General features: G+C 50.1%; 14 protein-coding genes. 9 read left to right on the top strand and 5 right to left on the bottom strand.

Annotation, left to right across the window (positions count from 1 at the left end):
- Positions 1-247: 247 nt before the first annotated feature.
- The 4 genes from CCY32_RS09330 to CCY32_RS09345 are packed head-to-tail and all read left to right on the top strand — an operon-like array spanning position 248 to position 5,134.
- On the top strand, positions 248-880 hold the full coding sequence (locus CCY32_RS09330; RefSeq protein ID WP_088330340.1) for an XrtA/PEP-CTERM system exopolysaccharide export protein: 633 nt from the start codon (positions 248-250) through the stop codon (positions 878-880).
- A 23-nt stretch (positions 881-903) separates the two neighbouring features.
- On the top strand, positions 904-2,508 hold the full coding sequence (locus CCY32_RS09335; protein ID WP_088330341.1) for an XrtA system polysaccharide chain length determinant: 1,605 nt from the start codon (positions 904-906) through the stop codon (positions 2,506-2,508).
- Positions 2,505-3,530: an XrtA-associated tyrosine autokinase gene (locus CCY32_RS09340; RefSeq protein WP_210401720.1), complete on the top strand. Its 1,026-nt coding sequence runs from the start codon at positions 2,505-2,507 to the stop codon at positions 3,528-3,530. The genes CCY32_RS09335 and CCY32_RS09340 overlap by 4 nt, the downstream gene beginning before the upstream one ends.
- Complete coding sequence (locus tag CCY32_RS09345; protein WP_088330342.1) at positions 3,530-5,134, top strand: TIGR03016 family PEP-CTERM system-associated outer membrane protein; 1,605 nt, start codon at positions 3,530-3,532, stop codon at positions 5,132-5,134. The genes CCY32_RS09340 and CCY32_RS09345 overlap by 1 nt, the downstream gene beginning before the upstream one ends.
- Here the strand turns inward: CCY32_RS09345 and CCY32_RS17205 are convergent, their stop codons facing one another.
- Positions 5,135-5,275, bottom strand: a complete 141-nt coding sequence (locus tag CCY32_RS17205) for a hypothetical protein (protein ID WP_168171470.1) — start codon at positions 5,273-5,275, stop codon at positions 5,135-5,137.
- 348 nt (positions 5,276-5,623) lie between these two features.
- Here CCY32_RS17205 and CCY32_RS09350 point away from each other — a divergent pair, with 348 nt between their 5' ends.
- Positions 5,624-6,376 carry a transporter substrate-binding domain-containing protein gene (locus CCY32_RS09350; RefSeq protein WP_088330343.1) on the top strand — a complete coding sequence of 251 codons (753 nt, stop codon included), beginning with the start codon at positions 5,624-5,626 and terminating at the stop codon, positions 6,374-6,376.
- 58 nt (positions 6,377-6,434) lie between these two features.
- Here CCY32_RS09350 and CCY32_RS09355 read toward each other — a convergent pair whose 3' ends face one another.
- Both CCY32_RS09355 and CCY32_RS09360 read right to left on the bottom strand, forming a co-directional pair.
- Complete coding sequence (locus CCY32_RS09355) at positions 6,435-6,920, bottom strand: peptidylprolyl isomerase (RefSeq protein WP_088330344.1); 486 nt, start codon at positions 6,918-6,920, stop codon at positions 6,435-6,437.
- Positions 6,921-7,183: 263 nt separating this feature from the next.
- Entirely contained in the window at positions 7,184-7,477 is a 294-nt protein-coding gene (locus tag CCY32_RS09360) for a GIY-YIG nuclease family protein (RefSeq protein WP_088330345.1), read from the bottom strand.
- A 169-nt stretch (positions 7,478-7,646) separates the two neighbouring features.
- Between CCY32_RS09360 and CCY32_RS09365 the strand changes: the two genes are divergently transcribed.
- Entirely contained in the window at positions 7,647-8,279 is a 633-nt protein-coding gene (locus tag CCY32_RS09365; protein WP_088330346.1) for a hemolysin III family protein, read from the top strand.
- Positions 8,280-8,306: 27 nt separating this feature from the next.
- Here CCY32_RS09365 and CCY32_RS09370 read toward each other — a convergent pair whose 3' ends face one another.
- On the bottom strand, positions 8,307-8,564 hold the full coding sequence (locus CCY32_RS09370; RefSeq protein WP_088330445.1) for a DUF3081 domain-containing protein: 258 nt from the start codon (positions 8,562-8,564) through the stop codon (positions 8,307-8,309).
- Between the two features lie 93 nt (positions 8,565-8,657).
- Here CCY32_RS09370 and CCY32_RS09375 point away from each other — a divergent pair, with 93 nt between their 5' ends.
- Genes CCY32_RS09375 through CCY32_RS09385 form a run of 3 tightly spaced genes read left to right on the top strand, consistent with a single transcriptional unit; the run spans position 8,658 to position 12,942 of the window.
- Positions 8,658-10,193, top strand: coding sequence for a cryptochrome/photolyase family protein (locus CCY32_RS09375; RefSeq protein WP_088330347.1), 1,536 nt, complete (start codon positions 8,658-8,660; stop codon positions 10,191-10,193).
- Entirely contained in the window at positions 10,190-11,680 is a 1,491-nt protein-coding gene (locus CCY32_RS09380; protein WP_088330348.1) for an FAD-binding domain-containing protein, read from the top strand. The genes CCY32_RS09375 and CCY32_RS09380 overlap by 4 nt, the downstream gene beginning before the upstream one ends.
- Positions 11,680-12,942: a DASH family cryptochrome gene (locus tag CCY32_RS09385; RefSeq protein WP_088330349.1), complete on the top strand. Its 1,263-nt coding sequence runs from the start codon at positions 11,680-11,682 to the stop codon at positions 12,940-12,942. The genes CCY32_RS09380 and CCY32_RS09385 overlap by 1 nt, the downstream gene beginning before the upstream one ends.
- Here CCY32_RS09385 and CCY32_RS09390 read toward each other — a convergent pair.
- Positions 12,939-13,553, bottom strand: coding sequence for an outer membrane beta-barrel protein (locus CCY32_RS09390; RefSeq protein WP_168171471.1), 615 nt, complete (start codon positions 13,551-13,553; stop codon positions 12,939-12,941). The two genes, CCY32_RS09385 and CCY32_RS09390, sit on opposite strands and share 4 nt — an antisense overlap.
- Positions 13,554-13,615: the final 62 nt, after the last annotated feature.

The raw sequence follows: 13,615 nt of genomic DNA on the forward strand, positions 1-13,615 counted from the left end.
GGTTCACTCATCACTTATCACGATACCTGATGTACTTTGCGCTCCTGTCGAAAGGCGACTCTAACGCATCGACTGCTATGTTACACCGGCTGAAGAAGTTGACAACATTCTCTCGCACCGGTGCATTACCAGTAAAAACGTGAAGTCATAAGGGTACTCGCATTTTGAGGTTACTTGGGTATAGTAAGGCGATAACAGATGGTTTTGCCAAACTAGGTTCTTGGATTAAGCAAAGGAAGTTACTGACATGAAAATACTGAGAAAAACACACTTACTGATGATGTGCCTGTTTGCGGCACTGGTGGCTGGCTGCAGCAGCTCCGGAAGTTTACCTCCCGCTACCACTCACGCTTCTTTGACTTCATCTATTGATAACTACAACTATCTTATTGGTCCCGGTGACAACCTCAACATTTTTGTCTGGCGCAACCCGGAGATTTCAGGTTCCTTTATCGTGCGACCTGACGGCAAAATCACGACTTCGCTGGTTGAGGATGTCGCGGTTTCAGGCAAAACCCCCACCCAGCTTGCCCGGGATCTGGAGCAGGAACTGTCCAAGTATATCCGTGACCCCATTGTCACGGTCAGTGTTACCGGATTTTCTGGTCCTTTCAGTGAGCAGGTTCGGGTCATTGGTGAAGCCACTAATCCCCGGGCGGTTAATTATCAGGAAAACATGACCTTGCTAGATCTGATGATCGCTGTCGGTGGTCTCACCGAGTTCGCGGCAGGTGACAAGGCGAAACTAATCCGTGTTGTGGATGGAACGCAACGTGAGTACGCTGTACGCGTAGATGCTTTGGTCAGGGATGGGGAGATCAGTAACAACGTCGATATACTGCCCGGAGATATTCTGATCATTCCAGAAACCTGGTTCTAAGCCTGAAGAGCAGCAGTAAACCTATGATCGGATTCCAGCAAGTTTTAGAGCAAATCCAGACCTACATAAAAGGGGTCTGGATTAAGAAACGCTACATTTTAATTTCATCCTGGTTAATTTGTCCTATTGGATGGCTGTATGTGGTGTCATTACCCGACACCTATGAGTCCTCTGCCAGGGTGTATGTAGATACCACCAGCCTTTTGCGCCCTCTCTTAAGGGGTCTGGCGGTATACAACAACCCCGAGCAGCAAGTCAGCTTAGTGGCAAGAACACTGCTCAGCCGGCCTAATCTTGAAAAGATTGCCCGCGAAGCGGATTTGGATATTACCGCCAGGACCAGTGCCGAGTTCGATGCTGTTATTGATGGACTGAGAAAAAACATCAAGCTGACCAGCACCCGCGATGCCAACATCTATACCATTGCTTACACGGCTAATAACCCGGCAATGGCGCAACGCATTGTGCAAATAACCCTCAATGAATTCATTGAGTCTAATCTGGGTAACAGCAGGCAGAGTAGCGACTCCGCAGAGGAGTTTCTGGATCAGCAAATTGCTGAATATGAAGAACGGCTGGAAAAAGCTGAGCAACGTCTGGCCGATTTCAAACGCAACAGACAAAATGTGCTGCCCGGTGGAAGTGGAGACTATTACAGCGAACTGCAAAGTCAGCGCAATAGCCTTGAACAGGCAAAACTGCGCTTACGGGAGCTGGAATCTCAACTGGCTTCTGCCAGAGCCCAGCTCAGCGGTGAGGAGCCGGTCTTCGGTCTTGCCAACCCTGAGCTAAGCGGCAATCAGGGTGTCAGTACACAGTATGACAGTCGCATTGCCAGCCTCGAGTCCCGATTAGATGAGTTGCTGATTCGCTACACGAATCAGCACCCTGATGTGGTGAAGACCCAGAGCCTGTTAAATCAGTTGAAGGAAGAACGTCGGCAACAGCTGGCCAGCATGAGTCAGGCCGCAGAATCTTCTGGCTCCTATAGCCGCTTTGGAAACCTGGGGCAAAACCCGGTTTACCAGCAGATGAAAATTACGGTGGCGAACCTTGAGAGTGAAATCGCCTCGGTAAAAGTACGCGTGAACAATTACCAGAACAATGTTCAGGAGTTGGAGCAGAAAATTAATCTGATACCAGAGCTTGAAGCAGAGCTCACTGGGCTGAACCGGGACTATGGCATTACCAAGTCAAAATACGAAGAATTGCTACAACGCAGGGAGTCAGCCCAATTGTCGAGAAAGGCTGAGGCCACCTCTGACGATGTCCAATTCAGAGTCATTGATCCACCTATCCTGCCAAACAGGCCGTCCGGTCCAATGCGAGTGGTGCTATATACTGCCGTTCTCATTCTCGGCTTTGGTTCAGGCTTAGGCATTGCCTTTTTGGTGAGCCAGATCAATCCTGTTGTAGTCAGTTATCAGCAGTTAGTGGAGAACTTTAATATCCCGGTCTTAGGCTCTGTTTCCCATAAAGAAGCCGATCAGATGACCAGGATGAACCGCAGGCGCATCTGGATCTTTGCCACATCGTCAATGATGCTGGTGTGTGGTTACGCCTTGTTAACCGGCGTTGAGTTAGTCTATGGCGGTGTGCCCAGGCATTTGCTGGGAGGATGGTTATGAGTACGATAGAAAAAGCCTTACAGCGAAAAAAAGAAGCGGCTGAAAAAGCGCGTCTTGAAGCCGAAGCCCACGCCAAGGAACAAGCTGAAAAGCAGGCGACGAGCGAAAACGATGACATGTCCACGCCTGAAGCCGCTATGGCTAAGGCCAAATCAGCCCGTCAATCGCCAAAAGAGTCCGCCAGCACTGAGTCTTCAGCACCTGCGCCAAAGCGTGCTAAGAAAGAAATGGCTGAGCGTGAAAAAAGCGTACCTGCTAAAGCGCCGTCAGCACAACCTGTGGATGACGATCGCGGCCTGGTGCTGGAATTGCATCTGAATGAGGAAGATTTTGTTACGCCATCCTCTAATCGTTCCAGAGTCAGTGAAGAGTTCAGGGCCATTAAACGTAAGGTGCTTAATAACGCCTTCGGCCCCCTATCCAAGACATTGAATAACCCCAATATCATTATGGTCACCAGCTCCAACCCTGGAGAGGGGAAAACCTATACGGCGGTTAACCTGGCACTGAGTATTGCGCTGGAGCAGGATAAGACCGTGTTATTGGTAGATGCCGACGTTCTGCGCCCCAATGTCATGCGAACCTTGGGTATCGACGCTGCCCCGAACGGCCTGATGGAATATCTGCTGGGTGAAACCGAGGATGTCTCCGAGGTCATGTACCACACCAACGTGGAAAAGCTGCGCGTGATACCAGCCGGGAAGTCTCACCATTTATCCACGGAGCTCCTGGCCAGTGAAAAAATGGAGGAAACGGTACAGGAATTTGCCAGCCGTTACCCCGACCGGGTGGTGATTGTCGACACCCCCCCACTGCTGGGCATCAACGAAACCACCGTTTTGGCAAATCTTGCTGGTCAAGCGTTAATCGTTGTTGAAGAAAGTAAAACCAAACTGGCAGATCTTAGTTCTGCCGTTGAGACCCTCGACCCGGATATGGCAAAAGGATTTGTAGTGAATAAATCCCTGCGCCTTCGTAGTGATGAACATGGGTACGGTTATTATTATGCAGGGAGGCGCTAGTGGCTTGGAAAACAGGTAAGCCCGCACTGCACAAAGCAATGTTGCTTTGCGGTGGAAGTATGTTTGTGGCAACGACAGCAAACGCTGCAGAGGTCACGTTTAAACCGGTCATTGAAGCGACGGCTACCTACTACGATACGCAGTCTGACAGTGAGGGTGACTTAGAAAATCAGGCCCTGCTGCTAAATCCAAGTTTGTTAACCCAATACAACAGCCGGCTGTTAAATGTGGCGCTCAATGTCTCTCACACCAAAGTTATGCAAGATAAACAAAGTGATGAACTGGACAAAAGTTTCACTGATTATCAGCTTAACTCAAGGTTGGCCCTGTTAGACCAACGTCTGCAACTACAGCTCAACACGGCACAGCGGCACCGCGCATTGACTATCGGCAATGTACTTATCAGCGATCCGATACTGAATGCCGACGAACTGGTCAGTACCCGCACAGATACCGCAAATGTCGCCTTTTCCAGTCGCAACCCTGCTTATTTGGGGGTTGATGTGGTGGCCTCAGGGAGTCAGACCCGCGCCGATCAGGACGCACTGAATCAAAGTCGCAGCTTTAACAATGACAACATTAACCTGACAGGCCGCCTGTATCAGGGGCGAGAATTCGATCGGGTTTTCTGGGATATTACCAGCCAATATTCAGAAACTACCCGCAGAGCAGCTGGAGATTTTAAATCTAATGCAGTGAGCGGCAGGGTCGGTGTCGGATTGTATGATGATCTTCACTTTATTGTCCGCGGTAGTGATGAGTCTAATCGCATCGAAGGTGCCGATTTCCTGACCGATGATTTGAGTTCTACCAGCTATGGCGCAGGCCTGGAGTGGCGTGAGTCGGCAGATCGTTTTATCGCGGTGACGTACAACCGCTTCGAGCGACGTGATCAGGAAGAAGAGTATGTGGGCTTCGAGCTGGATTGGGCTTTCAGCAGACTAACTTCAGTCCAGGCAAGCTATGATAAGAGCTATTTTGGCGACAACTACCGCTTTGCGCTCACCCACAACAATCGGGCCTGGAGAAGCCGTATAGGTTACTCAGAAGGCCTCACTACCTATGACCGATTGCAACTCAACACCGAGTCATTGGGCGTGTTTGTGTGTCCATTGGGCAGCCCTTCGCTGGAAGATTGCTTTCAACCTGACAGTCCAAATTATGAACCCGGTGTCGACGAACAGTTTTTCAACCTCTTTGACCAAACGGCTGAGATCACTGACGAGGTTGTTCTACGCAAATCGGGCTTTGTTAATCTGGGCTACCAGTTGCGCAAACTCACCCTGTCTGCAAACTACACCTATGGTTACCTGGATTATCTTGAGACCTCACGGGAGCAGCGCAATCGGGCTGTGCGTCTGTCGGCAGGCTATCGCCTCGGTCCACGCACACAGCTAAGTCTGCAGGCAAGTCGTTCTCAATTGGATGGCATCACAGGGGGCGTGAATCAGGAAGTAGAGAGGTACAGCCTGACACTGAACCGGGAAATGAGTCCGGATCTGGAGTTAAGCTGTGGTGTGAGGTATTTGGACAGCGAGTCTGAAAATGCTGCGAGAACCATTGAAGATACCCGCTTTTCAGTGACCCTTAAATACCGCCTCTGATCAGTTAATTAACGTCACCAAAGCCAGGGCAATAATGCCCACCATCAAGATTTCTCGATGGTATTTACCATGGTAATACGCCTGGCGGCGGTGTCGTATTCTTACCTCATTGGTCGAGGTATTCAGACTCATTTTACTCATCAAGTTTCCCCAAAAAGTTGATGAAAAGCGCGACGCTCTGTAATGCTCTACGGCTTATCTGAGCAAGCAGATCTTTTTGTTATTTTATTTATCTCACCTTCACGTGGTGATTATTTGCTCACCATAGCAGTTTGAGCAGGTTCTTGCCTAGTAGTTCACTTATATTTTTATCGACAAGCAACTGAAATTCCTGAATATTCCTCAATTTCTCTGTTGCGATGGTAATTTGTGGCCGAAATGGCTATATAAATTGATAATTCAGCTTTTCCTGCCTATGTTCAATAAGAGCCTAAATTCAAAGGTTTATATTAATAACCGTTTCCTGTGAACAACTAAGTAGGTACAACCATGAAGAAACTCGCTTATATTCTTGCTTCCGCATCTTTGCTAAGCATTTCCGCTAATGCCGCAACCGTAAGTATACGGGCCGATGAGTGGTTCCCCATGAACGGCGAACCTGGCGCAGCAAAGCCTGGTTTTATGATTGAGCTGGCAGAGCGCGTATTCGGAGATGCAGGTCACACGGTAGATTACAAGCTGATGCCATGGGAGCGAGCGCTGGACTCAGTAAGAAAAGGCGACTTTGACTGCGTTGTGGGTGCTTATAAAGAGGATGCGCCTGACTTTGTCTTTCCTGATGAACACTGGGGCCTCGACAGTACCGCCTTTTATGTGAAAGAAGGCAGTGACTGGACATTCAATGGTTATGACTCGCTGCTGACTCAGAAAGTGGCTGTAATAAACGGCTATGCCTATGGTGAAGAGTTCGATAAGTTGGTAGCTGAAAACCCACAGGTTTTTCAGGGTATTGGCGGTAATGATGCGCTGGAAAAGAACATTAAAAAGCTCGAGGCGGGACGCGTTGATGTACTGGTAGAGTCGCCCAGTGTTTTGGCGGCCAAAATGAAAGACATGGGTGTCAGTGGCTTTAAACGTGCCGGCGATATGGGCGAACCCTCTAAAATGTACATTGCCTGCAGTCCGGCCAAAGACAGCTCAAAAGATTATGTGAAATTAGTCGATGAGGGCACCGCTAAACTCAGAGCCTCGGGTGAACTGGATAAAATCATGTCCAATTATGGTATGAGCGACTGGAAGTAACCCAGCATTGATGAAAAAGCGCGCCCCGACGCGATAGAGGTGTCGGGGCGTTTTTTATTTAGTGGGAGTGATCGCAACCCTGATCGCCATGCACATGGCCATGAGCCAGTTCTTCTTCCGTGGCATCACGCACATCCAACACTTCCACATCAAAGCTCAGTGTGACACCGGACAAAGGATGGTTACCATCTATCACCACACCGTCGTCATTGACATCCACCACCACGACCGATTGCTCACCGTCATCCGTGGTTGCACGAAATTGCATACCAACGTCCACGTCCATCCCCTCGAACATCGACTTGGGCACCACCTGGATCAGCTCCTCATGGCGTTCACCGTAAGCCAGTTCCGGCGCCACCTGTACTTCAAAGGCATCCCCAGCAACTTTGTCCTCAAGTGCATCTTCCAGTCCCTGTATCAAAAAATTATGACCGTGGATAAAACGCATGGGCTCGCCATCTCGTGATGAATCGATTTGCACGCCATCAGAGGAGCTGACGGTGTAATGCATGGTTACCACAGCATTAGGGGCTATTTTCATGGGGGATTTCTCCAATTGATAAATGTCTGACCCAGTTGTAGCGTTTACCTGCCCTAACACTTCTGAACTTTACTGTGTAAGGAAAGTACGTTGAGTGGCGGCAAATAACGCATCTCATACTGAGTCCTGAAAGGGTTATTTTGACAGTTTTTGGCCACAGATGAAATGCCACTGCCGCAAGGGGGACCAGTCACTGGTGTATTCAACCCCCTGCGGGTCTGTTCATTTCCCTCTGAGCCGGTGAGTCCGGCACTGAAAGCACCTTATGATTCCGACGCCTGACATGGAAATGCCGGTAACGTTAATCTACCTGCAACCAACAATTTTTTTTGCTTGCGCGACAAAGACTTAACCCAATACTCCGCACGACTCGCCTGACTGCGACTCCCCACCGGAACCTGAAAAATCAGTGATAACGGTCCCTTGCCCTTCAGCGCTTTGGCTGCTTTAGGACCACCAGACTGATGTTCGGCAAAGCGTCTTGTCGGATCCGTACTGATTCCCGTATACCAATGCCCCAAGCGGGTTTCAACAATGTATAAAGACCAATCAGACAAGCTATTCTACCTGCATAAAAAAGAACAATGCTTTTTGAGTGTACAGATGTACGCTGAAAACTTATACTACGGCGATAATCTAACCTGTAATTATCCCGGACGCTACCGTATCGAACAACGAGAATGTGTCCGGTAGCATCTGCAAATAATAACCCCATGGAGGTGAACAGTGTCCAGTCCGTCCCGCCCATACAGCGTTGCTGAAGAGTGGTTAAATGCCCTCAGCCATGGATTGGGTTTTGTGATTGCCATTGCTGGTCTGGTCTTTTTGCTCTTGCGCAGTGAGGACAGTCTGAGCATTACTGCCTCCGCCATTTATGGCAGTTCGTTGCTGCTCATGTTCCTTAGCTCAACCCTTTACCACAGTGTCACCGGTCATCCGCTCAAAGGTTGGCTGAAACTCTTCGATCATAGTGCCATTTATTTACTTATAGCTGGTACTTACACGCCATTTATGTTGGTCAGCGTTGGGGGTTGGGTTGGCACCCTGGGGACCGTATTAATTTGGAGCATTGCGCTGGCTGGGGTTATTTTTAAATGGTTTGCACGACACCGTTTCCCACGCCTGTCTGTCTCTTTGTATCTGATCATGGGGTGGCTCGCCATTGCCTTTATCTACCCCTTGTACCAGGCGCTGCCCAGCAGTGGGTTGTGGCTTTTGCTGGCAGGAGGATTGTGCTTTACCCTGGGGGTGGTGTTTTATATGGCGAAAAAAATCCAGTACACCCATGCCATCTGGCACCTGTTTGTCGTGGGTGGCTGTACTTGCCACTACCTGGCTATCTATTACTACGTCCTCTGACGAGTATTAATTTAACGGTAAACAGCGTTAATATTTCGCGTCTATCTGTTTTAGTTTCTTTTCAAACTGTTCCAGATGCTCTGCTTTTTCATATTCAAAGTGATACTGATTGTGAAAGCCAAAACGCAGCTGTACCTGGGCATCTTCAATAAAAACCGTGTAACCATCAAAGTCAGTCCAGGCTTTTACCCCATCAAGACGATAAGATTCATCCTGTTGCTTTCCATGCTCGCGTATCTTTTCAAAAACGGATAGAACAAAGCGGCTGTCCAGTTCATTTTTCATCGTACTCTCCCAGTCTGTGTTTTGACCAACATAGTTGATCCCCTTACCCACTACAACCGAATAAAGCTGTAACGGCACCTATATACCTCATTTATGTCAAAACTATTATTACTGCTGGGCGATCAGCTGGATCAACACCAGCAGGCAATTCGCGAGCTGGACAAGCAACAAGACCATATCCTGATGGCCGAGCTCACCGATGAAGCCGGATATGTACCGCATAACAGGCGCAAAATCGCCCTGATTTTCTCGGCCATGCGCCATATGGCAAAAGGCCTCAGAGACAGTGGCTACCGGGTCACCTATTTCACTTACCAACAATCGGTTGAAGCTGGCCTGAACAGCATCAGCGAGCTGGTATGCCACCAGCTAAAACAACATGCCTATCAGGCCTTTGCTTATGTCGAAGCGGGTGAATACCGACTCGATCAGGAGTTAGATACCTTAACAAAGCGGCTGGACGTGCCGACCGAGAAGTTCGATTGCAGTAATTTTATTTTCAGCCGCAAGACGATGCTGGGGTGGTTTGAGGGTAAGAAATCGCCTCGTATGGAGCACTACTATCGCTGGGCACGTCAGCAAACGGGCTGGTTGATGGACAACAATAAGCCGCTGGGCGGGCAATATAACTACGACAAACAAAATCGTCAGCCTTGGGATCCCTCTGTTGTGCCCCCTCCTGCGCTGCAATTTGAGCCAGATACCATCACACAGGACGTGATTGCTCTGGTCAACGAGACGTTTGCCCACCACCCCGGAACACTACATGACTTCGCCATGGCGGTCACCACGCAACAAGCTGAACAGGCTCTGGATGACTTTATTCAGCTACGTCTGCCGAGCTTTGGCGACTATCAGGATGCGCTGGCTGACAATCAAAGCACAGTGTTTCACAGCCTATTATCAGCATACATCAACATTGGTCTGCTGAGCCCGGTAAAGGTATGTGAAGCCGTTGTAAAGGCGTATGAGGATGGTCGGGCACCGCTTAATGCGGTAGAGGGCTTCATACGGCAAATTCTGGGATGGAGGGAGTATGTGCGAGGACTTTACTGGCACTGCGGGCCCGATTATCAGCATCGCAATGCACTCAATTCCACCACTCCTTTGCCGGATTGGTTCTGGACCGGCGATACACGCATGCGTTGTGTCAGTCAGGCAATCAGCAGCTCATTAAACCAGGCCTATGCCCATCATATTCAGCGGCTGATGGTAATCGGTAATTTTGCCTTACTGACCGGTCTGGACGTAAAAGCGGTGTGTCGCTGGTATCTGGCGGTCTACATTGACGCCTTCGAGTGGGTCGAATTGCCTAACACGCTGGGGATGGCCCTGTATGCCGACGATGGCTTTGTGGCCAGTAAGCCCTATGCAGCAAGCGGCCGCTATATCAATAAAATGGGCAATCACTGCAAAAACTGCGCTTACAACATTAATCAGACGACCGGCAATAAAGCCTGCCCGTTCAATGCCCTGTACTGGCAGTTCATTCATCGCCACCAAAGTAAATTCAAAGATAATCCCAGAATGGCACTGATGCTCAGTCAGTGGCAAAAAAAGTCACATGACGACCAACAAGCGCTGCTGGACTGGAGTGAACACTTACTTGAGCGCCTCGATTCACTATGATTAACCTGGTGTGGCTGAAACGAGACCTGCGGCTGGTGGACCATGCCCCTCTGTATCAGGCGACCCAGGGTACACGTCCTGTCATCCTGCTCTATGTCCATGAGCCCCAGTACTGGCAACTAAAAGATACCAGTGCCAGACACTGGCAATTTATCCGTGAAAGCCTGTGCGACCTGAATCAGGATCTCGCTCAGCAAAAGACCGGACTGTGGATAGCCGAAGGTGAAGTGCAGGCCTGTCTGCAACAGCTGCACCAGCAATTTGGTATTCACACCCTGTTTAGCCATGAGGAAACGGGTAATCAGTGGACCTATATCCGTGACCAGCAGGTACAACGCTGGTGCGCAACGAATCATGTACGATGGCAACAATCACGCCAGTTTGCCGTCAAACGAGGCCCTGTAAACCGGGACCACTGGGATCACATCTGGCAGCAACAGATGCGCGCGGCCGTGGTGGCTGATGCGAACTTGTCCAAACTCATACCACCACCTGCAGCCTACCAGGATTTGCCCTCTTCCTATCCCGGTAACGACCGCCTGTTTTGTCTGTCCGGGCAAATCGGCGGGTGCAAAGCAGGTAAAAAACTACTGACGAGTTTCCTCTGTCATCGTCAGCAGCGCTATTTGCACAGTGTCTCCAGCCCGGTCAGTGGGCCACAGTTCAGCTCCCGTCTCAGCCCCTATCTGGCCTATGGCTGTCTGAGCATGAAAGAAGTTGTTCAAAATACTGTGGCGACGCTGGAAAAATCGCAGCACTCACGGGCGCTGCGAGCCTTTAAATCGCGCCTGCACTGGCACTGCCACTTCATTCAGAAACTGGAAACAGAGCCCGAATATGAGTTGCATGCCGTTCATAGGGATCTCAGACCTCTGCGTTCTGAAAGCTTTGATCCCTCGCTATTTGAGGCGTGGTGTGAAGCCCGAACAGGCATTCCGTTTGTGGATGCCTGCATGATGATGTTGCGACACACAGGCTGGCTGCCTTTTCGCATGCGAGCCATGCTGATGGCTTTTTCCAGTTACCATTTGTGGCTTCCGTGGCAGAAACCTGCGGCGTTTCTCGCGCAACTCTTTACAGATTACGAGCCCGGGATTCATTACCCGCAGGTGCAGATGCAGTCCGGCACCACCGGTATCAATCCCTTTCGCATCTACAATCCCATCAAACAGGGCATGCGTTTTGACCCAGACGGTCAGTTTATCCGGCGCTGGTTAACACCACTGCGTCCACTGCACAGTGCTTATATTCATCAGCCCTGGCGAAGCCCTGATTTTGCCTCCCTGGATTACCCCGAGCCGGTAATTGACCCGGAGCTTAGCGCAAGACAAGCCAGAGAGACCCTGTTTGCCTTTTATCGGGAGCATGTCAATCAATCGGAAACCCGCAGGGTGGTCAGTCAACACGCCAGTCGTCGGTACCACAAGAAACCATCAAGGCGTTCACAAAAATCCACACCAGCCACCCAACAACTGAGTTTGTTCTGATGCCCTCTGATATTGCGGTAATGCTCTTTAGCGACGATTTACGTGTTGATGATAATCCGGCTCTGCTGGCCGCCAGTCAACATTCACAACTGCTGTGTGTATACGTATTCGACGAAGTACAAGGTCGTCATGAAGGACACTGGCCTGCCACCGGTCCCTTACGCGCCCGGTTTATCTGGCAATCATTGATGGAACTTGAGCTGCGCCTGAACAGCCTGGGGCAGCGCTTGTTGATCACTCAGGGCCCGCTTCATCAGGTAATGGCCAGACTCACCGCCGAGCTTGGATCGCTCTGTATCTATTGCCAACAGCCTGACAGCTGGTATGAGACACAGCAGATGGCGCACCTGGCAGAGCAATATCATGTCAGGTTCAGAGGTGCTCCTACCTTACTGAGTCAGAATCAGCTTCCTTTTGTGCTTAACCAGATGCCTGAAAGCTTTACGCCTTTTCGCAAGAAAGTGGAGGCCAACTGGCCCCGTATTCAACCCCTGTCGCCCCCTACCCGCCTGCCCTCTGCGCCAGACATCACAATGAACACGCTGGGCTCAAGTCCTATTTTGACTGAATGTAACGTATCCGATAAAGCCGTGCTCAATTTTCATGGGGGTGAGCAATCGGCATGGAAAAGACTGAAGGATTACATTTGGGAGCAACGTGCAGTGGGTCATTACAAACAAAGCCGCAATGGGCTTTTAGGGGCTGATTATTCCAGTAAGTTTTCTCCCTGGCTTGCACAAGGTTGTCTGTCACCGCGGCGCATATACCAGCAAGTTAAATGCTATGAGTCACGCTTTGGGGCCAGCGATTCAACATACTGGATGATATTCGAACTGTTATGGCGGGACTTTTTTCATCTGCAAGCGCGCAGGATGGAAGCCGACTTCTTTTATTCTCCCCCCGCGGCTCAGAGGTCCTTTAGAGACGACCCACAGGCGTTAAAAAGATGGTGTGAAGGACGTACCGGCCAGGAGTTTGTGGATGCCAATATGCGTGAATTATTGCAAACTGGTTTTATGAGTAACCGGGGCAGGCAGAATGTGGCATCCTACTTCATCTATGAGCTGCAACTGGATTGGCGCATCGGCGCAGCATGGTTTGAACACCAGTTAATCGACTATGATGCGCCGAGTAATTATGGCAACTGGAGTTACATAGCAGGACAGGCCCATGACCCTCGTCACGGGCGTCAGTTTGATATTGATGCCCAGGCCCAACGATATGATCCTGAGCATCAATACAGAGCCTATTGGTTGAGCTAGAAGTTATACCTTACGCCGAGTTGTACCAGGTTGACCTGTAAATCGTCTTCGCCGCGAATATGCTGAGCCTCGAGGCGCACATCCACAGTTTGAGTCAGCACAAAATCGAAGCCCAGTCCAACAACGCCAGCAATAGCAGTATCGTCCACGGCGCAGCGGGTCGCATTCAGGCTATCACTAACAACCACGGTGCTGGCTGTCCCGGCAGCACAGTCTCTGCCCTCAGCCAGGTAGCTATCAGCCTGCCATTTAATGCTCATCACACCTAAGCGATAAAACAACGTCCCGGCCTGTGACCTCGCTTTACCAAGAACCGCAGCATAGATGGCATCGCCGGTGGCGCTATTGCTATCTTCAGTACCAAGGTTATCAGCAGTCAGCCTATCGGCGTCTTCATCGATCAATTGCTGATAGCCAAGTTCTACAAACCACTGACGATGAAATTCGTAGCCCATAGCAAAACTGTAACCCGGCCCCTTCGCACTGATTTGCTCCTGATCTGCCTCGGCATAGTTCAGTCCGAGCAAGCCGTACATATTACTCTGTGCATACGCCGTGCTTGTGCACAGTGCGCTGATCCCAATTAGTGTGCTAAGTAGTGATTTTTTCATATTTTTCTCGGTTCTCATCGTCCAGAGTTGTAGTCTAGCCCTGATCAGCCCATTGCGACCAG

It is taken from the genome of Lacimicrobium sp. SS2-24 (assembly GCF_002201535.1).
Taxonomy (GTDB): domain Bacteria; phylum Pseudomonadota; class Gammaproteobacteria; order Enterobacterales; family Alteromonadaceae; genus Lacimicrobium.